Source organism: Nostoc sp. UIC 10607 (genome assembly GCF_047228265.1).
In the GTDB taxonomy this organism is placed as follows: domain Bacteria; phylum Cyanobacteriota; class Cyanobacteriia; order Cyanobacteriales; family Nostocaceae; genus Nostoc; species Nostoc foliaceum_A.
Map to the genome: position 1 here is coordinate 106,700 of NZ_JBIQNW010000017.1, position 23,316 is coordinate 130,015.

12 protein-coding genes are annotated in these 23,316 nt (G+C 39.6%); 9 read left to right on the forward strand and 3 right to left on the reverse strand.

Annotation, left to right across the window (positions count from 1 at the left end):
* Positions 1 to 36: 36 nt before the first annotated feature.
* From ACEYW6_RS17110 to ACEYW6_RS17130, 5 genes are all read left to right on the forward strand, one after another.
* A complete protein-coding gene (locus tag ACEYW6_RS17110; RefSeq protein ID WP_412980641.1) occupies positions 37 to 5,556 on the forward strand; it encodes an amino acid adenylation domain-containing protein in 5,520 nt (1,839 codons plus the stop codon).
* Between the two features lie 8 nt (positions 5,557 to 5,564).
* Positions 5,565 to 6,605 carry a TauD/TfdA family dioxygenase gene (locus ACEYW6_RS17115; RefSeq protein WP_412980642.1) on the forward strand — a complete coding sequence of 347 codons (1,041 nt, stop codon included), beginning with the start codon at positions 5,565 to 5,567 and terminating at the stop codon, positions 6,603 to 6,605.
* A gap of 14 nt (positions 6,606 to 6,619) precedes the next feature.
* The gene (locus ACEYW6_RS17120) at positions 6,620 to 12,421 is read left to right on the forward strand and encodes an amino acid adenylation domain-containing protein (RefSeq protein ID WP_412980643.1); all 5,802 of its coding nucleotides are present in this window, start codon (positions 6,620 to 6,622) and stop codon (positions 12,419 to 12,421) included.
* 90 nt (positions 12,422 to 12,511) lie between these two features.
* Complete coding sequence (locus ACEYW6_RS17125; RefSeq protein WP_412980644.1) at positions 12,512 to 13,951, forward strand: aspartate aminotransferase family protein; 1,440 nt, start codon at positions 12,512 to 12,514, stop codon at positions 13,949 to 13,951.
* A gap of 63 nt (positions 13,952 to 14,014) precedes the next feature.
* Positions 14,015 to 14,779 carry a class I SAM-dependent DNA methyltransferase gene (locus ACEYW6_RS17130; RefSeq protein ID WP_412980645.1) on the forward strand — a complete coding sequence of 255 codons (765 nt, stop codon included), beginning with the start codon at positions 14,015 to 14,017 and terminating at the stop codon, positions 14,777 to 14,779.
* 140 nt (positions 14,780 to 14,919) lie between these two features.
* On the opposite strand, the gene ACEYW6_RS17135 is transcribed toward ACEYW6_RS17130, so the two are convergent.
* The 3 genes from ACEYW6_RS17135 to ACEYW6_RS17145 all read right to left on the reverse strand — a co-directional run bounded on the left by ACEYW6_RS17135 (position 14,920) and on the right by ACEYW6_RS17145 (position 16,922).
* Entirely contained in the window at positions 14,920 to 16,113 is a 1,194-nt protein-coding gene (locus ACEYW6_RS17135; protein ID WP_412980646.1) for an aminotransferase class V-fold PLP-dependent enzyme, read from the reverse strand.
* Positions 16,114 to 16,230: 117 nt separating this feature from the next.
* Positions 16,231 to 16,689 (reverse strand): HIT family protein, encoded by a 459-nt coding sequence (locus ACEYW6_RS17140; RefSeq protein WP_412980647.1) that lies wholly within the window; start codon positions 16,687 to 16,689, stop codon positions 16,231 to 16,233.
* A 74-nt stretch (positions 16,690 to 16,763) separates the two neighbouring features.
* Positions 16,764 to 16,922, reverse strand: a complete 159-nt coding sequence (locus ACEYW6_RS17145; RefSeq protein WP_412980648.1) for a hypothetical protein — start codon at positions 16,920 to 16,922, stop codon at positions 16,764 to 16,766.
* A 61-nt stretch (positions 16,923 to 16,983) separates the two neighbouring features.
* Between ACEYW6_RS17145 and ACEYW6_RS17150 the strand changes: the two genes are divergently transcribed.
* The 4 genes from ACEYW6_RS17150 (at position 16,984) to ACEYW6_RS17165 (ending at position 23,273) form a co-directional block, all read left to right on the forward strand.
* Positions 16,984 to 18,444 (forward strand): TM0106 family RecB-like putative nuclease, encoded by a 1,461-nt coding sequence (locus ACEYW6_RS17150; RefSeq protein ID WP_412980649.1) that lies wholly within the window; start codon positions 16,984 to 16,986, stop codon positions 18,442 to 18,444.
* Between the two features lie 131 nt (positions 18,445 to 18,575).
* On the forward strand, positions 18,576 to 19,760 hold the full coding sequence (locus ACEYW6_RS17155) for an esterase-like activity of phytase family protein (protein ID WP_412980650.1): 1,185 nt from the start codon (positions 18,576 to 18,578) through the stop codon (positions 19,758 to 19,760).
* Between the two features lie 274 nt (positions 19,761 to 20,034).
* Positions 20,035 to 21,657 carry a serine/threonine protein kinase gene (locus ACEYW6_RS17160; RefSeq protein WP_412980651.1) on the forward strand — a complete coding sequence of 541 codons (1,623 nt, stop codon included), beginning with the start codon at positions 20,035 to 20,037 and terminating at the stop codon, positions 21,655 to 21,657.
* A 101-nt stretch (positions 21,658 to 21,758) separates the two neighbouring features.
* Positions 21,759 to 23,273 (forward strand): serine/threonine protein kinase, encoded by a 1,515-nt coding sequence (locus tag ACEYW6_RS17165; protein WP_412980652.1) that lies wholly within the window; start codon positions 21,759 to 21,761, stop codon positions 23,271 to 23,273.
* Positions 23,274 to 23,316 lie beyond the last annotated feature (43 nt).

Sequence of the window (23,316 nt, forward strand, 5' to 3'; positions counted from 1 at the left end):
AGACAAGTAAAGTAACATTTCAAAATCGGTAAATATATGACATCCTCTAATAAGCTTTTTTCTCAGAAACTTTATTGGCTAAATCAATTATCAGGAGAGCTACCTGAGACAAACTTAATTACAGATTATGTCAGACCCATAATTTATAATGGCAAAACTAAATCTATAGCTTTTGATTTAGGCAATGAATTATCTCAAGCAATCCTCAAGTTTACACAAAACTCTAATTTCTCAGCATATCTAGTACTTGTTTCAGCGTTTAAGCTCTTGCTTAATAAATATACTAACAATGAAGAAATTATTGTTGGTTCGCCTATTTATAGACAAATAAATAGCAATATTTTAAATAATAAAATTGTTACCTTACGTTCTAGAATAACGAAACAAATTTCATTCAAGGAATTTTTACTAGAAGTTAAAAAAACGATAATAAATGCCTATACTCATCAAAACTATCCCTTTGATGAATTGGTACAGTTATTGAAGCTACCAACAAGCCAGAATCGCTGTCCAATTTTTGATATCATCATCTTAATGAGAAATCTACATGATAGCAATGATGTAGCTGATGTCATCAATGATTTAACAATAGAGTTTTTTGTGGAAGGTAATAAAATTAATGGAGAAATTAAATATAATGATTTTATTTTTAAAGAAGGAATTATAAAGGCAGTAGCTAAACACTATACCAATCTTCTTCGACAGCTTATTTATAACAGTAATATTCAAATATCAGAGATAGATTTATTAGCAGAATCAGAAAGATATCAACTATTAAAAGAATTTAATAATAATATCGGTGATTATCCGGTAGAACAAACTATTCATAGCTTATTTGAGAAGCAAGTAAAACAAACACCTGATCAAATTGCTGTAGTTTTTGGAAATATTCAATTAACCTATGAAGAACTAAATAATAAAGCAAATAAATTAGCTAATTTTCTGCAAAACTCTAGATTACAAAAAGGGGAATTTGTTGGAATATTAAAAGGGCGTGACATTAATTTCTTAATAGCCTTGCTGGCTATATTAAAGGCAGGTGGAGCTTACGTCCCAATTGATAGTACTTATCCAGTTGATAGAATTCGCTATATGCTATCCAATAGCGAAATTAGAATTTTGTTTACAGATTCTACATTCTTCAACAATTTAATAAATCTGCTAGAAGATAGTTCTCATCTAAAATCTATTATTTGTTTAGATGTAAAACCAAAAAACTTGGTAAATATCAATCTATCAGAAGTAAATATATACGATAAATTTGATTTCGATAAATTACCCCAAAACAATATAAATGAAAATCATCAGGGAGTAGATCCCGCCTACATGATTTATACATCCGGCTCAACCGGATTGCCGAAGGGAGCAATTATTAGACATGGTGGTGCAATTAATCATATATATGCCCAATTTGATGCTTTAGGGTTTACTGAAGAATTTAACTTTCTTCAAACTGCTCCGGCTTCCTCAGATATTTCTGTTTGGCAATTTATTGCACCGCTTTTAATTGGCGGTAGTACAGTTATAGTTGAAACAGAAACTGTTTGTAATCCGGAAAACTTATTCAAGATTATTAAAGAAGAAAAAATAGCGATCGCTGAACTTGTCCCAGTTATCTTAAGAGAATTAATAGATTATATTTCCCGCTTATCAACTGAGCAAAGAGCCTTACCTCACCTCAAGTGGATGATGGTAACAGGAGAATCTGCATCGGTAGAATTGGTAAATCAATGGCTAAATCTTTACCCTGCAATCAAGGTAGTTAATGCCTACGGGCCAACTGAGGCTGCTGATGATATTACTCAATTTATTATCGACAAGCCTTTACCAGTAAACCAGCGAACAGTTCCTATTGGTAAACCCTTAGCTAACTTAAATCTCTATATACTTAATCCACAGATGCAATTAGTACCTGTTGGAGTTCCGGGAGAGATTTGTGTATCAGGATTTGGTGTTGGTGTGGGGTATTGGAAAAATCCAGAACTTACTCAGTTAAGCTTTATTCCTAACCCATTTCTTACCAAAAAACCTTTACCAGGAACTAACACAGATGTTATCTATAAAACTGGTGATTTAGGTAGGTGGCTTGCTGACGGGAATATCGAATTTCTCGGACGCATCGACCACCAAGTAAAAATTCGCGGCTTCCGCATTGAATTAGGAGAAATTGAAGCGCTACTTATTCAGCATTCGGCTGTGCAAGAGACTGTAGTTGTAGTCAGAGAAGAAACGAACTACAAGCGTTTGGTGGCTTATGTAGTTCCTAACTTTGCAGATCGGGATCTCGACTCCATCAGCCATGATCTAGTGCCACAGCTACGGCATTTCCTCAAAGATAGGCTACCTGAACACATGATCCCATCAGCTTTTGTGCTGCTGGAGACACTGCCTCTAACTCCTAGTGGCAAGATAGACCGTCGGGCACTGCCAGCACCAGACCCAGTACAGCCGCAATTGCAAGATACCTTTGCCGCACCTCGCACACCAACTGAAGAAACTCTTGCCAAGATTTGGGCGCAGGTATTGGGTATTGAGCGCGTGGGCATCCACGACAACTTTTTTGAATTGGGCGGGGATTCTATTCTGTGCATTCAGGCGATCGCCAAAGCCCACCAAGCCCAATTGAATCTGACTCCTAAGCAGTTGTTTCAAAACCAGACAGTTGCTGAATTAGCCAAGGTTGTTGCTACAAGTCAAACCATCTCAGCAGAGCAAGGATTAGTGACTGGTTCTGTAACCCTCACACCGATTCAACACTACTTCTTTGAACAAAATTTGTTGGAGCCAAATCACTGGAACGAAGCAGTTTTGCTGGAGTTGAACCAAGCACTTGACCCCAAACTTCTAGAGCAGACTGTCCAGGAATTGCTAAACCACCACGACTCTCTGCGCCTGCGGTTTGAGCAAACAGAATCTGGCTGGAAACAAATTTATGGTGAACCTAGTGAGCAAGTGCCATTTTCCTGCATAGATTTGTCGAGCGTACCACCTGATAAACATGAATCTGCGCTTGAGGCAGCCGCTACCAAGCTACAAACTAGTTTGAACTTATCCCAAGGTTCCCTAGTACGAGTAGCTTTGATCAACCTGGGTGCAGAAAAAACCAGCCGCTTGCTGATTATTATTCACCACATCGTAGTTGATACCTTATCTTGGCGGATTTTATTTGAAGACCTCCAAACAGCCTATCAGCAACTCAGCCAAGGAAAGGCAGTTAGTTTTCCTGCCAAAACGACCTCACTCAAACAGTGGAGCGAACAGTTACGCGAGTATGCTAATTCAGCGCTAGTACAGCAAGAGTTAGACTACTGGCTGGCTCCCAGCCGGAGAAATGCATTCCGTATACCCGTGGATTATCCGGGGGGAGCTAATACCGAAGCTTCAGTTCGTGAGGTATCGATCGCACTGAGTATTGCAGAAACCAAAGTATTACTACAGGATGTGCCATCTGTCTATCGCACCCAAATCAACGATGTGTTGCTAACGGCATTAGTCCAGACATTAGCACAATGGACGGGACAGCGATCGCTAGTTGTTAATTTAGAAGGTCACGGACGGGAGGAGATTTTTGACAACGCGGATATATCCCGCACTGTAGGTTTATTTTCCTCGATTTTCCCAGTGCTGTTGGATCTTGGGGAAGTATCTACGCCTGGGGATGCCTTGAAAGCTATTAAAGAACAACTGCGGCATATCCCAAATCGTGGTATTGGCTATGGTATGCTGCGCTATCTCAGTGATGACACCAAAGTAATTGAATCATTACGTGCGCTTCCGGAACCTGAGGTAGTTTTCAATTATCTGGGCCAGTTTGACCAAACACTTTCAGAGTCATCGCTATTTAAATTGGCGCACGAGTCTACAGGACCACAAAGTAGCCTGCAAAATAACCGCAGTCACTTACTCAGCTTCACCAGTTTTGTAGTAGATGGTCAGTTGCAACTCAGTTGTGCGTACAGCGAAGCAGTTCATAGCCAGTCAACAATTGAGGCGTTGACTCAAGGATTTTTAACAGCATTGCGATCGCTCATCAGTCACTGTCAGTCCCCAGAAGCCGGAGGCTACACACCTTCTGACTTTCTCCTGACTAAATTAACTCAGCAACAACTCGATGAGTTACTCAGAAATACGCCGCAGCTAGAAGATATCTATCCCCTCTCATCGGTGCAGCAAGGCATACTCTTCCACAGTGTCTACGAACGAGAGGCGGGTGTGTATTTTGAGCAGATGCTATTTAAAATCCACGGACATCTCAATATTTCAGCATTGCAGCAAGCTTGGCAACAATTAGTAGATTTCCAACCCGTTTTACGTACTTCTTTTCACTGGGAAAATCTGGAACAGCCACTACAAATTGTACATCAGCAAGTTGCATTGCCTTGGGAAGTGCATGATTGGCAATCCTTATCTCCAGTTGAGCAGCAACAGCAGCTAGAAACTTTCTTGCAAACAGACCGCAAGCAAGGATTTGAGCTTGTCAAAGCCCCTTTACTGCGTCTAACTCTCATTCAGATAGCTGAGGATGACTATTACTTTATTTGGAGTAACCACCACTTACTGATGGATGGTTGGTCTCTTCCCTTACTATTCAAAGAAATCTTGACTTCTTACGAAGCATTCCGCCAAAGTGAGAAAATTACTCCAGAAGCGCGTCGTCCTTATCGGGATTATATCGCCTGGTTACAACAGCAAAATCTATCAAAAGCTGAAAGTTTTTGGCGGGAGATGCTCAAAGGCTTCACTAATCCAACGCCTCTAGAAATTAACCGTGCTGCTGGAAGTTTTCATCAACAGGAAGCAAGCTACGATAAGCAGGAAATTAAGCTATCAAAGGCAACAACAACAGCACTACAGTCCTTAGCTCGGCAGTATCAACTGACACTTAATACAGTAATTCAGGGAGCGTGGGCGCTGTTACTGAACTTTGTTAGTAGTGAGTCAGATGTAGTTTTTGGCAGCACTGTATCTGGTCGCCCACCAGCTTTAGTAGGTTCTGAGTCGATAATCGGAGTGTTTATCAATACTTTGCCACTGCGAACACAAGTTGAACCGCAGGAAACATTACCGTCTTGGTTGAAGAAACTTCAGGATCAGCAGGTTGAAGCACGCCAATACGAACATACTCCGCTGGTACAAATCCGTAAATGGAGTGACATACCTCAAAATTTGCCTTTATTTGAGAGTATTATTGTTTTTCAAAATTTACCTGTTGACCCTTCATTAAGTCAAGGCATTACAGACTTAGAAGTGTCTCAAATTCTTTCAGTTACCAGAAATAACTATCCTCTAACTCTCAGAGTTGTGCTTGGTGCAGAATGGACGCTACAGATGATGTACGATTCCTATCGTTTTAAAGGCACTACTATCACACAGAGATTAGGTCAACTTGAAACACTCCTGGAAAAGATGATTGCTGAACCTAACGCCAAGCTGAGTGAACTAATAGAAATTCTCACTGAAGCCGATAGAAAACAGCAATTCCTCAAAGAAAAAGAAACTGAAAAAGCTAGTCTAAATAAGCTCAAACTAACAAAGCGAAAAGCAATCCGTATGTAAGACTGACTATGAACAACCCAGAACTCAAAAAGCCCAGTATCAAAGGAATTAGTAGGCGGCAATCTATCAGCATTGCTCCAGAAAAATTGATAAATGTAGAGTATCTTCAGCCTGGGAAATTATTACCTTTAATCGTTAAGCCAACAGTAGAAGGATTAAACCTTGCAGCTTGGGCTAAAAATAATCAACGGTTTATCGATAAAAATTTACTCGACCACGGCGGCATTCTTTTTCGTAATTTTCAGGTAAATGGAGCAGCAGAATTTGAGTTATTCATTCAGGCGATCGCTGGAAAATTATTAGAGTATTCTTATCGTTCAACACCACGTCATCATGTCAGTGGCAAAATCTACACTTCAACTGAATATCCGGCTGAAGAGTCTATTCCCCTACACAATGAAATGTCATATTCGTGCAACTGGCCAATGAAGATTTGCTTTCATTGCGTGCAACCTGCAAAAGAAGGAGGAGAAACACCAATTGCCGATAGTCGTAAAGTTTTTCAACGCATCGATCCCAGCATTAGAGAAAAATTTCAGCAAAAAAAGGTCATGTATGTGCGAAACTATAGAGATAAATTAGACCTTCCTTGGCAAGATGTTTTTCAGACTAATAGCAAAACCGAAGTAGAAGATTATTGCCGCAACAATGGCATTGAATATGAATGGTATGATCAAAATAGTCTGAAAACTCGCCAAATTTGTCAGGCTGTTTCTACTCATCCTAAAACCAACGAAATAGTCTGGTTTAATCAAGCTCATTTGTTTCATGTTTCTAGCTTGAATCCAACTGTTCGAGAAGGTCTATTAGCTGGTTTCAAAGAAGAAGACTTACCACGTAATACTTATTACGGTGATGGTTCACCTATTGAAACTTCTGTATTAGATAGTATTCGGGAAATTTATCAGCAAGAAGCAATTACTTTTCCTTGGCAAGCCGGTGATGTATTGTTACTAGACAATATGTTGACTTGTCATGGACGCTCTCCATTCATAGGCTCTCGAAAGGTTTTAGCAGGTATGGCAGAGCCGTTTAGTAGTAAGAATTAATCAGAGGGTGAAAAATGCAACAGGAAATCATTGAAGGTTATCGGCTTTCGCCTCAACAAAGGCATTTGTGGTCATTGCAACAACTTGATTCGTCACTACATTATCGCGCTCAGTTTTCTCTGATGATTGAGGGAAATCTCAATCAGAAAATTTTAGAGATTGCCTTAGAAAAGCTTGTCAATCGACATGAAATTCTTCGGACAAACTTTTGTTGTTTACCTGGAATGACAATTCCACTTCAGGTAATAGCTGATAACAGTAAACTCTCAGTTCATTATTCTGACTTCAGCAATTTAGATAGCCAACAACAAGATGTCAAAATTGCAGTGCTTTTTGATGAAGTACTTCAATTACCTTTTAACTTTGAACAGAAGCCAATTTTTGATGTATATCTAATAAATCTATCCATAAATAAGCATATATTGCTGATTAGTTTACCATCTCTTTGTGCGGATACTGCAACTATCCTTAAATTAGTAGAAGAAATTAGTGATTTATATGCAGCATGTTGTCATGATGAAGAATTAACTGATGAACCTACACAATATGCAGATATTGCTCAATGGCAAAATGAAATCATTGAAGTTGATGACACAAAAACAGGAGTAGAATATTGGCAATTTATAGATATTGATAAAATTTGCAAGGCACAGCTTCCTTTTGAAAATAAAATTATACAAAAATCACTATTTCATCCTCAAAGTTTAACTTTAAATATTCGTCCAGATTTAGTAGATAAAATTGCAGCTTTAGCTCAGAAATATGAAACTTCAACTTCTACATTTTTACTAGCTTGCTGGCAAATTATGTTATGGCGTTTTACTGGAGAGTCAAAGATTATTGTAGGTCAGGCTTTCGATGGTAGAAAATATGAAGAGTTAGAGCAAGCAATAGGGCTATTTGCCAAATATTTACCGATCGCTTGTGTTCTAGAAGATAATTTACAAATTAGTGAAGTTATAAATCAAGCCAGTAAATTAGTCAATAATGCCTACAAATGGCAAGAATATTTTGATTGGGAGCAAATAAATTTTACTAACAAAAGTATAAAACCAGCATTTTTACCTTTTAGTTTTGAATTTTCAGAATATCCTGAAAAATATTCTCATGGCGGAATTACATTCTCGCTTTTGAAGCAGTATGTCTGTCTTGACAGATTTAAAGTAAAATTATCTTGTATTTATCGAGATGATTATTTAACATTAGATTTTCACTACGATTCATCTTTATTTAACTCAGAAGTTATTGAACGTTTAGCAAGCCAATTTCAGACTTTGTTGCAAAGTGCAATCAATGAACCGGAAGTGGCAATTGGCAAGTTAGAAATCCTCAATCATATTGAACGACAACAATTATTAATTCAGTTTAATCAAACCAAAACTGACTATTCGCCAGATAAATGCATTCACTATTTATTTGAACAACAAGCAGATCTGACACCAGACAAAATTGCTGTAGTCTTTGAAGACCAGCAAATTACTTATGCTGAACTCAATGGCAAGGCTAACCAACTAGCTCATTATCTCCAGCGACTGGGAGTCCGGCCTGATGTGTTAGTAGGGTTGTTTGTCGAGCGTTCGCTTGAATTAATCATAGGAATCCTTGGTATCCTAAAAGCTGGTGGAGCATACCTACCTTTAGACCCAACATTGCCGAAAGAAGGCTTAAACCTAAGGTTGCAAAATGCCCAAGCCCCAATACTATTAACCCAGCAGCATTTAGTTGAGACACTACCTGATTACGCTGGAACAATAGTATCTTTAGACACTGACTGGCAAAATATTGCCCAGGAAACCCAGGAGAATCTCACTAGCGAAGTTGAACTAGATAATTTAGTCTATGTGCTGTTTACTTCTGGCTCTACAGGCAAACCCAAAGGCGTTGCTGTTGAACATCAACAACTGTTCAACTATATCAACGCTATCAAAGAGAGACTAGACCTTTCCGCCTGTAATACATTTGCGACAATTACTACCTTTGCTGCTGACTTAGGCAACACCACAATTTTCCCTTCGCTGTGCAGTGGTGGATGTCTGCATGTAGTTTCATCAGAGAGAGCATCTAATCCAGAGGCATTAGCAGATTATTTTCATCGTCATCCCATCGACTGTCTGAAAATTGTGCCTTCTCACCTTGCAGCCCTACTAGCATCTTCTCAAGCCCAAAAAATATTACCAAAGCAACGGCTGATTCTTGGTGGTGAGGCTTGCAGTTGGGATTTAATTGAGCAGATTCAGCAATTAGAGCCAAAATGCTTGATTTTTAATCATTATGGGCCCACAGAAGCTACTGTAGGCGTGCTGACTTATCCAGTCAAGCTAGGACAAACAGATTATCATTCTAAAACTGTACCTATCGGACGCCCAATTGCTAATGCCCAAGTATATCTGCTGGACTCTTATCTGCAACCAGTACCGATAGGCGTACCAGGAGAACTATATATTGGTGGTGCAGGTGTAGCCAGAGGCTATTTGAACGAACCTGATTTGACTAGCGAAAAGTTTATTTATCATACATTTGAGAAGACAGAAGGCAAAGGAGCAGATGAGAATTTCCCAGTCACCAGACTTTACAAAACTGGGGATTTAGCTCGCTACTTACCTGATGGAAACATTGAATTTCTGGGGCGTATTGACCACCAAGTTAAAATTCACGGCTACCGCATTGAGCTTGGGGAAATAGAGGCGGCGTTGAGACAACACCCGGCTGTGCGGGAGACTGTGGTACTAGTTCGTGATGAATCAGGTAACAAACGTCTGGTAGCCTATGTTGTGCCTGAAAAGCAATCTGCTCCCAAAACTAGCGAATTGCGCGTATTCCTGTCAGAAAAGCTACCTGAGTACATGATTCCCTCTGCCTTTGTACGGTTGAAAGCTATGCCACTGTTACCCAATGGTAAGTTAGACCGTCAGGCACTCCCAGCACCCGATATAACTCGCTCGGATTTAGAGGGAACTTTTGTAGCTCCTAGCACGGCTTTTGAAAAAGTGTTGGCTGAGATTTGGGCGAAAATTCTCCGACTTGAGCAGGTAGGAATTCACGACAATTTCTTTGAGTTGGGTGGAGATTCTATCCTCAGTATGCAGATTATCGCCAAAGCTAACCAAGCTGGTCTACAAATTACTCCCAAGCATCTGTTTGAACACCAGACAATTGCCGAGTTAGCAGCAGTAGCTGTCAAAAACCGAATTATTCAAGCTGAACAGGGGCTAGTGACAGGTCAAGTACCGCTTACACCGATTCAGCACTGGTTCTTTGAACAGAATGTTCTCGATTCCCATCACTGGAACCAATCAATCCTGCTAGAAATTCACCAATCTCTCGACCCGGCGCTTTTGCAACAGGCAGTTAAGCAGTTGTTGGCACATCACGATGCGCTCCGCCTGCGTTTTGTTCGCCAAGAATCCATCTGGCAGCAAGTTAACGCCAACCTCGATGAAGTAGTGCCATTTACCGTAGTAGATTTGTCAAGGCTATCAGAAACAGAACAAGCTGCGGCAATATCAGTGACAGCAGCTCAACTACAAACTAGCCTGAATTTGTCGTCAGGGCCGTTGATGCAGGTGGCTTTCTTTAACTTGGGAGATACTAAGCCAAGCCGACTGCTAGTGATTATCCACCACTTAGCTGTGGATGGTGTTTCATGGCGGATTTTATTGTCTGACCTGGAAACTGCTTACCAACAAATCAGCCAAGGCAAGGCAATACAACTACCACCTAAAACTACCTCCTTCAAACATTGGGCAGAAAAATTGCAAGAATATGCCCAATCTACAGCACTACAACAAGAACTAGAATACTGGTTGGCGATCGCTCCTGAGCAATTTGCCCAAATTCCGGTAGATTTTCCTGAAGGCGACAACACAGTAGCTCAGGCGCACACTATATCGGTAGCCCTCAGCCAACAAGAAACGCAAGCTTTGCTACAGAAAGTCCCGACAATTTATCAAACCCAGATTAATGATGTCTTACTCACGGCGCTGGTACAAGCCTTTAAACCCTGGACAAACGAAAGGTTGCTAGTTGACCTAGAGGGACATGGACGAGAAGAAATCTTTGATGATGTAGACTTGTTGCGTACTGTGGGCTGGTTTACTACCATTTTCCCTGTTGTGCTAAATGTCAGTAAAACCTCCGGTGTTGGCGAAGCAGTCAAAGCAGTCAAAGAGCAGCTACGTAGCATTCCAAATCGAGGTATTGGCTATGGCGTGCTGCGCTATCTCAAGGGTGAGTCACGACTGCATCAACTAAAAGCCAATGTCAGATTTAACTACTTGGGTCAGACTGACCAAGTATTTGAATCATCTATGTTTGCACCAGCCTCAGAGTCTACTGAACCAGGGCGCAGTCTGGGAGGAAACCGCAACTATTTACTAGATATCAACGGCATTATTGCTGATGGTCAGTTCCAATTAAATTGGACGTACAGTAAAGCAAGTCATCGCCAAGCGACTATAGAAAGTCTGGCACAAGATTATATAGCAGCACTACGCGAGCTAATTGCCCATTGTGAAACTTTTACAGATTACAAATCTTTGGACTTACCAGAAGCAAAGCTCAGTCCAAAGGAGAAAGTAGGGGTTTCTACTAATGTTGCCTTTTTAAACGCCGAAACTGTACTAGACCCGACAATTTACCCACAGGCATCTTTTGAACATACCGCAGAACCATCTCATATTTTCTTAACTGGAGCAACAGGTTTTGTCGGAGCTTTTTTAGTTTATGAACTTTTACGACAGACTTCTGCTGATATTTATTGCTTAGTACGTTCTGCTAATGCAGAATTAGGGAAGAAGAAACTCCAAAGTCATTTAGAATCATATAAACTTTGGGATGAAACTTTAAGCGATCGCATCATCCCAGTTACAGGTGATTTATCTCAGCCATTACTCGGTCTTTCCCATGATCAATTTCAAGTAATGGCAAGTAAAATTGATGTAATTTATCACAATGCAGCTTCTATTAATCTTGTGCATTCTTACTCTAGTTTGAAGGCAGCTAATGTTCTTGGAACTCAAGAAATTTTGAGATTAGCCTGTCAAATAAAAGTCAAATCTGTGCATTATATTTCGACTTTGAGCGTTTTAACATCAGAAAGTCATGGTGAAGTTAAGCAGATTTCAGAACTTCACAAGTTTAATCATAATCAAGTACCATTTGGTGGCTATGCTCAAACAAAATGGGTTGCTGAAAAATTAGTTACTACTGCATATCAACGAGGAATTCCTGTTAGTATTTACAGACTGGGACGAATATCAGGACATAGCAAAACTGGTATTTGTAACACTAATGACCGTTTATACAGAATGATTAAAGGCTTTATCCAACTTGGATGTGTGCCAGATGTAGACACTATAGTAGACATGACTCCAGTGGATTATGTGAGTCAAGCGATCGTTCATTTATCAAAGCAGAAAAAATCACTCAATCAGATATTTCACCTGTCCAATCATCACCCTGCTCGCTCGTTCCAACTATTTAATTTTATCCGTGAGTTTGGTTACCCACTCCAGCTAATGTCTAACAACCAATGGCAAACAGAGCTACTTAATGCTGCTGAACGTTCCTTGGACAATCCATTGTATCCACTCATACCTTTTTTCGCTAGTAGTGAAGGCGCTAATGAGAAAGAGGAATTAGCAGAAGATTTGAATTCACCACCATTAAAATCTGATTGTCAGAATACAACGGATGGACTTGCAGGTAGCTCAATTATCTGTCCACCTGCTGATTCTGAGTTACTTAGTACTTACTTTTCTTATCTTATTCAAAGTGGCTTTATGAATGCCCCACAGATAAAAGATTTATCTAGTTAAGTGCGGCAATTGTCCAAACCTAAAAGCTAGTTTTGTGTTAATGAGTAAGTAAACATCTAGTTTTAAATAATTAAAAACGTAGGAACATACATGGAAACTCTAAATAAGGAAGCAACAGAAAATCATATTTCCCACCAACAAAAATATCTAAATGAATTAATAGCACGCTATACCAAACGCACAAAGACATCAAAAGAAATGACCCAAGCCTACCGCTCTGTTATGGCAGATAACAGAGTCTCCGCAGGGTTTAGTTTTCCTCTAAAAGAGATGTTTTATCCCATTGTAGGAAAGCGCTCTTTAGGCTCAAGAATTTGGGATATTGATGACAACGAATATATAGATCTCACGATGGGGCTAGGAGTAAATCTCTTTGGTCATAATCCGCTTTTTATCAAAAAAGCCTTGGAGGAACAACTAGAGCTAGGCATACAACTTGGGCCGCAATCTGAGTTTGCTGGTGAGGTAGCTGAGTTGATTTGTGAACTAACAAAGATGGAGCGAGTAACCTTTAGTAATACAGGTACAGAGGCAGTGATGACGGCGATTCGCCTTGCACGAACAGCAACAGGTCGCAACAAAATTGCCTTATTTTCTGGCTCTTATCATGGTCATTTTGATAGCACTTTAGTTGAGGCACAAATAGTAGACGGTAATCCAATTACAGTGCCAATCGCTCCAGGAATCCCGCCAAATATTGTAGAAGATATTTTGGTTCTAGATTACGGCAAGCCAGAATCACTAGATGTGATAAAAGCTCATCAGCATGAATTAGCAGCTGTTTTAGTTGTACCTGTGCAAACAACGCGACCTAATTTACAACCTAAAATATTTCTTCAACAATTACGGCAATTAACAAAAGAAACAGGAATAGTGCTAATTTTTGATGAAATGGTTACGGGTTTTCGTATTCATCCAGGTGGTGCACAGGCTTGGTTTGATGTTGAAGCAGACATAGCAACTTATGGCAAGATTGTTGGCGGTGGTATGCCCATCGGAATTATTGCTGGTAAGGCTGCTTATATGGATGGTATCGACGGCGGAATGTGGAATTATGGAGATGAATCTTACCCGCAAGCAAAAACAACAGTTTTTGCAGGTACATTCTGTAAACATCCATTGGCGATCGCCGCTGCACGAGCTGTACTGAAGCATTTAAAGACTCAGGGACCGGTTCTCCACGAGGAGTTAAATCAACGCACATCGCAATTTGTTCAAGCCTTGAATACTTACTTTGCAGAACAAGAACTACCTATTAGGATGGCTAATTTCGGCTCACTCTTCGGACCTGCTTATTCAGAAGATTCTACACCTTCAGAAAACTCTTCAGCCTCAGATAGCATGGCTTTGTTACTATATCACCTGTTTGACAGAGGAGTTTATCTCCTTTCGCGGGGAGGTGGTTTTCTATCAACAGCCCATACAGATGATGATATTAATTACATAATTCAAGCAGTCAAAGATAGTGTTGAAGAATTACAAATAGGTGGTTTTTTACCTGTTCCTGCTGACAAATTAGCCAAAGCATGAAAGTAGTTTAAATTAATAGTAAATAGCTTCAATAGGTTTGCATATTTTCTGGGATTAATCATTATGTCTGCAACAACACTCCATTTGAATTACGATATTTATGCTCGGATATACAACGATCGCAATGGTCAAAGTTTGTGCGAGATGGCATTACAGCCTTTAGAAAAATTATTGCTCCCACATCTTTCCCCAGGAGCGCATATTCTTGACCTCTGTTGTGGTACAGGACAATTAGCACAACAGCTGAACTTGAAAGGCTACAAATTGACTGGAATTGACATTTCGGAAGGCATGTTAGACTATGCCCAAAAGAATGCACCAGATGTTGAATTCATCCAGGATGATGCACGCTTTTTTGAATTGCCTGCCATTTTTGATGGAGTTATTTCGACATCTGATAGTCTCAACCATGTTATGAGCCTAGAGGAGTTAACTCGCGTTTTTCAAAACGTGTATGCAGCACTGCAAGAAAACAGTTTGTTTGTATTTGACTTAAATTTGGAAGAACGGTATAAAACAGATTGGTGGAACGGCTCTATTGTTGGGGATATTAAGGAGGATTATGCTTGGGCTGCTCGACGTAGCTATGACCCAGAAGAAAAAATTAGCCAAACTCAAGTTACTATATTTCATCTGCTAAATGGTAACTGGCAGCGTGCAGACACTAATTTACTGGGAAGATGTTATTCCAGAACAGAAGTTCAAGCAGCTTTAGAAAGTGTAGGGTTTACAGATATAAAGGTCTACGACGCAGAACTTGACTTTGATATACATGATTGGGGACCAGGCAAAGCTTACTTTGTTGGGTGCAAGCAGGCAACAAAGTAAGTAAAATTTCCAGGTTGATAGACCACAGGTAGTATAAATTGTGTGGTTTAATGGCGAGGTAGTAATAATTACAATGTCTCGAATCTAGGTGAAATACCAAAACCGATAGCGATCGCCAGGGATAAATCAACCAAAATATTTTAATTAATTTTGCAAAAAGCTTGAATTGTCTCAACTAATAGGTCGATTTCCGATTCTAAAGTAAAGTAATGAACGGTGGCGCGTATACAGCTAGGATCGGCAATTGTTCGAGTTAATATCCTTTGTAAGTCTAAAAACTGCACTAACTTGAGATTAGCTTGGGGCTGATTATTTATGAGTTGAAACGAGACTATACCACTTTCGGGTGGAGAAGTTCGCAGACACTTGACATCAGATAACGCCACCAAGCGCCGCCAGAGGTAGTCACTGTTATGACAAATTTGCTCGTAACGTTCCTGTGAGGTTCCCCATTGCCGATGGATAGCGATCGCTTCCTTTAGCCCAAGATACAACGGATAAGCTAATGTAGACACTTCGTATCGTCGCCCATCTGGAAGCCAATCTACAGGCTGAGATTGACTATCCACAACAATACCATTCAAGCCAATAAACGTGGGTTTCAAGCTTTCTCGTGCTTCTGGCCGGACATACAAGCCACCAGCACCCGCAGGGCCACATAACCATTTATGGCCAGTGAAAGCATAAAAATCTACACCCAATTCAGTTAAGTTTAAAGGTAATAAACCAGCAGATTGGGCAGCATCTATCAATAAAAAAGAATGATTATTTCTGCATACTTCGGCAATTTTATCAAGAGGTAAAACTTGACCAGTATTCCAGAAAACATGACTCAATATGACTAGGCGGGTATTGGGGCGCAAGTGCTGGGTAATGACTTTTACGGGGTCGCCCTCATTTAAAGTTGTCTTGAGAGGACAGGTAGTAACTTCCACAGCGAATCTCCGCGCGATTTCCTGTGCTGTAGCAATTACGCCTGGATGTTCGCAGTCTGAGAGCAGCATATGGTCGCCAGCACGCCACTCAATGCCCCACATAGCGATATTACAGCCAATAGTGACATTCTGTGTGAGACTAATTGTTTGACTTGGTGCATGTAACTCCGAAGCGATCGCTTCTCTTGCGGCTTGAGTCTGGGGTGCTATCCAGCGATACGCCTCATTACCAAAGGGGCCTATTTGCTGAACATGAGCTTGAGTTTGGGTCATAGCATCCATTGCCCTTTGGGGCATTGGTCCTTGTCCCCCATAATTGAAATAAGTCTTATTCGCTAAAGCGGGAAATTGTTCTCGATGGCTATGTAACCTAGTTTGTGCGACAGAAATACTAGTCATAATTTACAAGGGATATCTGCTATTTACAGGCTATTGATATAAGAGGTATTTGTACTTTGTCCTAGTAGCAACGCTAAAAATAGGGATGAAATTAATTTAAGCGATCGCAGCCAAATCTTATCTCGTAATCAGTAACAATAAATCCTCTCTGACTTTTTGTCCTAGATTCTGCGCTGTTTGAGGAGTAATCAGATGGTGTTTGAATTCTGATGCATGAAGCCACGGAATACTTTGGTGATCAGGATCAGATTCGTAGCGTGGGAAAAGATGCCAATGAATATGTGGTTCACTATTGCCATAACATGCATAATTCATTTTCCACGGACTGAAAGCGTTAACGATCGCTTGTCCTGCCAGCATTACCTCTTGAAATAAGGCAGACTGGATAGGTGGGGGAAGTTCATGCAACTCTCTAATATGGTTTTTCAGAAGAATAAGAGAGTATCCACGATGAAACTGATGATCGCCAATCACAAAGATTGAATGCTCAAATTCGTGGATGAAGTAAGGATTTTGACCGCTTCTCCAGAGTGTGACACGCTCACAGATAAGGCATGGCTCATGTTTTTCTGTCATGTACCTTTGTAATGATGGATAAAACGTGATTTTGTTATTCTCCCTCATCTGTCACTTAGGAAAAACGCAAACGCCTACCTGTTGACTTCACTAGCTAGCTGTTGACAGTATAGAGTAAATGGCAAATCAGGAGTAGAGGCGTTGGCGTAACCCACCGTACCCTTACGGGGAAGCAAGCTACGCGTAGCGTCTGTCTGCGACACGCTGCGCGAACGCAGAGAAAGTATCGCCACTTCAAAACTTTTATTGTCTGAGTTACTGCCAGTGTGTGCTAATTCTTGTTAACTTAAAAGGATGCTAATTAATGCTGAACTCCTACTGCAATATCAACGCTGTAAACGCCGGACTTTTTTAGATATCCACGGTGACAAAAGTCAGCGCGATGCTCCCAATGAGTTGCTGCGAAAACTACAACAGGACAAAATCGCTCATCAGCTGAATGCTTTGGCACAGATGACTTATCACCAACCAGATTATTCATATGGAAACTGGGAAAAGGGAGAGAAGGCAACTTTAGAATTAATGGAGCGTGGGGTTGAGTATATATACAAAGGAGTACTGTTAACAACTTATTCTGAAGGATACACCCTGCTGAGTCGTCCAAATTTACTTGTGAGACAACCAGGACAGTCCCGTTTTGGAGAATGGATGTATGTCCCAGCTAGTATTGAACTGGGTAAGCGTCCTAAGCAAGAATATCAAGTTGTCGCTGCATTTCATGCCCAAGTATTGGCAACAGTGCAGGGAGTAGTACCAGAAACAGCTTCGCTCATATTGCGAACTAAAAACACCAATTATGCGGTGGATCTGTTCAAGTGGACACCACGGATGCAGCATATTCTGGAGGAGTTCATTCAAGTTTTAGAGTTAGCGAATCCGCCAGAGGTGTTTATTTCTCGGCAAAAGTGCAATTTTTGCCATTGGTATAGTCAATGTTATGCGATCGCTCAATCTGAAAAACATCTCTCACTATTACCAGGCGTAACACCTCTTCGCTACACTCAACTCCAAGACCTAGCCATTACCACACTAGAATCTCTCGCTAACACCAGTCCCGCCACCCTAGAAAATCTGCTTGGTTTCGACCGTGAAATAGCACCCAAACTAGTAGTGCAAGCTCAATCTGCATTGGAAAGACGACCCCTAGTTTTACCCTACCCGCTACCAATAAAAGATATTACATTCACAGCACCCATAGAGCTTTACTTTGATATTGAGGCACAGCCAGACTTGGATTTAAATTATCTTTTGGGGGTTTTGGTCGTTGATAGACTTGCCAATACAGAACAGTTTTATTCGTTTTTAGCAGATAAACCAGAAGACGAAGAACTAATTTGGCAGCAATTTTTGGATTTGGTTTGGCAATATCCCGAAGCGCCAATTTATCATTTTTGTGTCTACGAGTTTGATACAGTCAAACGGTTGGCAAAGCTTTACAACACTCCCAACTCCTTAGTGCGTCCTGTACTGAGTCGATTTGTGGATGTGTATGAACAATTAACCCAAAGTGTAGCATTGCCTGTAGAAAGTTATGCCCTGAAAGCGATCGCTCGTTGGTTAGGATTTGAGTGGCGTGAAAAAGAAGCTAGTGGTGCTAAGTGTATTTACTGGTATGATCAGTGGCTAGAAACAGGCGATCGCACCTTACTAGAAATTATCCAAAGCTACAACGAAGATGACTGTCGCGCTACCCTGAGAGTTAAAGACTGGCTTGTAAACTTTTTTCAAGATGAATATGGTTTGCGGCTAGCTTAAGTAATTTCGTATTTTCTAAAGTTTTTCAATTGGTTGGAATACATGGTTTTTTTGGCGGTGCACAGATGTGCAGCCCTGCATCCTTCAGCGTGATATCTTATTTGTAACTTTGACACTTTAGCAAAAAAACTATGCAGCTAATTAAAAAAATAGTTACAATTCCACGAATTTTTTACTTATTTATTCCGATTATAATCATTATTTTCTTAGCCATAAATTTATCTACGAATTCTGTTGAAATTAGTAGCATAGAATTTATCGGGGAAGCCACTTTAGCGAAAGGTTTAACTTTCCAAAAAACTGAAGTTGGAGGTTTATCTGGAATTACCTATGATGCAAAAAACAGCCTTTATTATGCTATTTCCGATGACCGGGGACAAAAAGCTAATGCCCGCTTATACACCTTGACAATTGACTTGAGTAAGGGTTTTTTACAACAGGGTAGAGTTGTTCCTGTCAGTGTTACCACATTATTAAATGAAAATAGTCAAACATTTAGCCCTGGTGAGACTGATACAGAAGGTATTGCATTAACTAATAAAGCAACTGTATTTATTTCTTCTGAAGGCGATGCCGCAAAATTAATTAATCCTTTTATTAAAGAGTTTTTACTATCTTCTGGTAGAGAAATTGCAACACTTCCCATACCAAACAAATTGTTTACCGATAAAAGTGGTCAACAAGGTATCCGCAACAATTTGGCTTTTGAAAGCCTTACCATCACACCCGATAAAAAGCATCTATTCACAGCCACCGAAAATGCTCTAATTCAAGATGGTGTCGCAGCTAAACCTAACATCGGTAGTCCTTGCCGGATTTTGCAATACAACTTGCTTAACAACCAGCCAGAAAAGGAATTTCTTTACCAAACAGAACCAGTTTCCCCTTTCTTGAATCTGACTGGCAAATTCGCTAGTGGATTACCTGATTTACTTGCTCTCGATAATCAAGGACACTTCCTAAGTTTAGAACGGTCTTTTACTGGTTTAGGATTTGCTATTTCCCTGTTTCAGATTTCTTTAGAAGGATCTGATGATATTCATCAGATAGATAGCCTTTTAGCAGTTGACTCCAAGAATATTAAACCAGTTCAGAAAAAACTTCTGTTAGATTTGAGAACCCTAGATGTATTGCTAGACAACATCGAAGGCTTAACTCTTGGCCCTAAACTACCCGATGGTCAGCAATCATTAATTCTCATCAGTGATAACAATTTCAACTCTCTGCAACGCACCCAGATACTAGCCTTTAAACTTAAAATTGAAACACCACTAATCAGATTATTACGCCGTTTACTCCCGAATCTCAACCGTTAACTGTACAGAGGTATCGCCTCTTTTATGCCATTTACTTTTTCCTGTGTATTCACGGAATATACTAGGCAGCTTTATCTAGCTTATTTGTAGTTTACGTGTAATTTCTCAACCGTATTCATTAATAAATATGTTACACAATGTTTAGGAAAATTAGCAGAAAGATTAACCTTATGATTAATTTTCTGCAAACTATTATGCTTTTTAGAATTTAATTTAATTATTAGCTAGACTTATCAAAGTATTTTGCCAATAATATTTTTCATAAATGATTTTTATGCCACAAAATAAAATTGAGAATATGGTAGGGCAAAAAGCAGAGCTAGACGATTACATTGGGCAATTTTTAAATAATCGCTATTTAATCAGAAATTTGATTGGCAAAGGGGGGATGAGTAGAGTTTATTTAGCAGAGGATACTGCTAAAGGTGGTATGCCGATTGCAGTGAAAATTTTATCATTCAATTTGGCTAACCAGCATATGTCCCAACGTTTTGCCAGAGAAATTTTTATTGGCGCTCAATTGGGTCGCAAAAGTAAAAATATTGTTCGTATCTTAAGCTATGGGTTTACTGAGGATAAAACTCCATATTATGTAATGGAATATCTTCAAGGAAAAAACCTCAAACAAATTCTCAAAATTCAGCCCTTAACAATATCAAACTTTTTGGATATTTGTAAACAAATTTGTTTAGGTTTACAATGTGCTCACCAAGGTATCAGTCATAAAGGAGAGATTTATCCCATTGTTCACAGGGATATTAAACCAGAAAATATATTTATTACTGAAGATAGTAAACAAGAAGAAATTGTTAAAATACTCGATTTTGGTATTGCTAAGTTTTTAACAGAGCGAAGTGGGATGACCCTGACAGATTCTTTTATTGGCAGTTTACCTTACTGTTCTCCAGAACATATGGAAGGACGTAAATTGCTAGATGTTCGCTCTGACATTTACAGTTTGGGAGTACTAATGTTTGAGATGCTGACAGGAAAGCATCCATTTCAGACAAAAAGTAACTCCTTTGGTACTTGGTATCAAGCGCATCGCTTTCAAATTCCACCTACACTTGAGGAAGTGAACCCGCAAGTCAAAATCCCGCAGGTGTTAGAAAAAATAGTGATGAGTTGTTTAGCTAAAGAAGTAAGCGATCGCCCGCAAAATATCAACCAAATATTAGAAAATTTAGAAAAAGTTAATGTTCAGATTAATGAAGTTACTCCTAGGAATAGTAGTGACATTATTAAACTCTCATTACCGGTTCAATTAGTCCCTGCAACTTTATTATCAGAAAAAGAGTGTTTGCAGAAGAATTGGCCTAAAAATAAACCAATTGCACCAATTGGGTTTCCTCATTTACTCCAAACGACTCAAAGAGCTATACCAACTTTTTGGGCAATGTTACCCAAACAAGAGATTACAAAATTTTTGGATAAAATTCATGGCACTGAATTTATTAGTAAAATGAATGTTTACCCGATGTTATTGTGGGTAACAGTACTATATGATGTCCAACCTTCTATGGCTAAGTGGCTACCTTATTTTCTCGATTTAAAAGATAATAAAGGCCAAAATATAGCACGTAGTTTAGCAGAAGTAGGCTACTATCATCTACTATTTTTTGCTCTAGAAGATCCAAACCGTTGCTCTCATGTAACGACTTTAACCCTGACCGCTAACCAGCGACAGCAACTGATAGATTGCTTAGAGATGAGTCAAAATTCAAATGAATTAATTTTGTCTAATCAAGCTAAGAACCTTCTAAAAATAGATTACGAAAAGCTGAAATTAGAAATCTTACAAAAGTTAGGTGGATATCAAAAAGCTGAGAAAGAAGGCTTAAAAAATTGGATGGCTAAATTGTTGGAGATTTTTTTTAAACTCTTATCACGTCCTTGAAAATCTGCGATTAAAATCAAAATGTTTGCCCCCATTATCTAGTGATATTTTTATGCGTGTATTGCTAACTTTAAATGGATTCATCAGCAGAGGTGATCAAAGTGAATCAAAGCCCATTTACATCTCCAAGTAGTACGGGCTTGCTTGCCAATCGTTATCAACTCAAGCAATTAATTGGCAGCGGTGGCATGGGTGAAGTTTTTTTAGCACATGATATTTTGTTAGGAGGCATACCAGTTGCTATCAAGTTTTTGACTCAGACTGTGGTCGATAAAAAGATGCAAGAAGACTTTGCTCGTGAAGCTTTAATGAGTGCGGCTTTAAGTCAAAAGAGCTTACATATAGTGCGGGCGTATGATTATGGTGTAAATGAGAAAGGAAAACCATACTACGTCATGGAATATCTATGCGGCAAGAGTTTAAAGGATTTAATTCCGCTACCCTTGCCGATGTTTTTGACTCTCTCCCGACAAATTTGTTTGGGCTTACAGTGCGCCCATAAAGGCATTAATCTTGATGGTATAATTTGCCCGTTAGTTCATAGAGATATTAAACCTGCCAATATATTAGTTATTCCTGATCCGATATTGGGTCAGTTAGTTAAAATTCTCGATTTTGGTATTGCTAGATTTTTGAATTATGCATCCACAGCTAGTACAAGTAGGGGATTTAATGGCACTTTACCCTACTGTTCTCCAGAACAGCTAGATGGAGAAAAATTAGATAGTCGCTCTGATATTTATAGTCTGGGTGTGATGATGTTTGAGATGCTCACAGGCAAAAAACCCTGGCAACCAGAAACTGATTACTTTGGTGCTTGGTATAAAGCACATCACTTTGAACAGCCAAAAGCGATCGCAGATGTTAAACCCACTCTTAAAATACCTCAGAAGTTAAATAATTTAATCATGTCTTGTCTTGCTAAAAAAGCAAGCGATCGCCCACAAAACATTGCTCAAATTTTGCAAGTATTAAACAGTTTAGAACAGTCCAATTGTCCCAGTATACCTACAACTTTAGGCTCTAGTTCTATCCTTAGCCGTCCTTTAAATTCAGGATTGCCAATCACAGTAGAACAAAGCTGTCGAAAAGTTTTGTGGCCTCAAAATAAACCAATTCAGGAAATTGTTTTTCCCCAGCTTATAGACACTGCACAAGGATCTATGACAGCGCTATGGTTGATGTTGCCTAAACAAGAAATCAAAAACTATGCGGTTTCTACCCGTTACAACCAGTTTATCTTCATGACATCCCCTCACCCAATGCTGTTGTGGGTGACTGTACTCTACAATCGGCAATTGGCTCCTAAGTGGTTACCATGCTACTTAGATATGCAAAATCCCCAAAATCTTAAGCTGGTAAGTTTGCTGGCTGAAAATGAACACTATCCTTTAATTTTCTTTACTCTGGAAGCACCACATTCCTGCACCAACGTTCTCAGCAGTCGCATTGAGCCAACTCAGCGGCAAATGTTGAAAAACTGGGCGCAACAGATTCATAGTCTACCACCAGCTTCTCAGCCCCAGTTGAGCAAACAGCTATTAAAGCAGCAGTATAAACAAATCCAATCCCGGATATTACACCCGGATTTCTCACAAGTGCAAAAAAATTATTGAGATGAGTAAAATTTAGGAAAGGATATTTTATACATTAGTGGAT

Coding starts and splice junctions, on each gene's coding strand:
- ACEYW6_RS17110 (WP_412980641.1), top strand. CDS start 37: ATGACATCCTCTAATAAGCTTTTTTCTCAGAAACTTTATTGGCTAAAT.
- ACEYW6_RS17115 (WP_412980642.1), top strand. CDS start 5,565: ATGAACAACCCAGAACTCAAAAAGCCCAGTATCAAAGGAATTAGTAGG.
- ACEYW6_RS17120 (WP_412980643.1), top strand. CDS start 6,620: ATGCAACAGGAAATCATTGAAGGTTATCGGCTTTCGCCTCAACAAAGG.
- ACEYW6_RS17125 (WP_412980644.1), top strand. CDS start 12,512: ATGGAAACTCTAAATAAGGAAGCAACAGAAAATCATATTTCCCACCAA.
- ACEYW6_RS17130 (WP_412980645.1), top strand. CDS start 14,015: ATGTCTGCAACAACACTCCATTTGAATTACGATATTTATGCTCGGATA.
- ACEYW6_RS17135 (WP_412980646.1), bottom strand. CDS start 16,113: ATGACTAGTATTTCTGTCGCACAAACTAGGTTACATAGCCATCGAGAA.
- ACEYW6_RS17140 (WP_412980647.1), bottom strand. CDS start 16,689: ATGACAGAAAAACATGAGCCATGCCTTATCTGTGAGCGTGTCACACTC.
- ACEYW6_RS17150 (WP_412980649.1), top strand. CDS start 16,984: ATGCTAATTAATGCTGAACTCCTACTGCAATATCAACGCTGTAAACGC.
- ACEYW6_RS17155 (WP_412980650.1), top strand. CDS start 18,576: ATGCAGCTAATTAAAAAAATAGTTACAATTCCACGAATTTTTTACTTA.
- ACEYW6_RS17160 (WP_412980651.1), top strand. CDS start 20,035: ATGCCACAAAATAAAATTGAGAATATGGTAGGGCAAAAAGCAGAGCTA.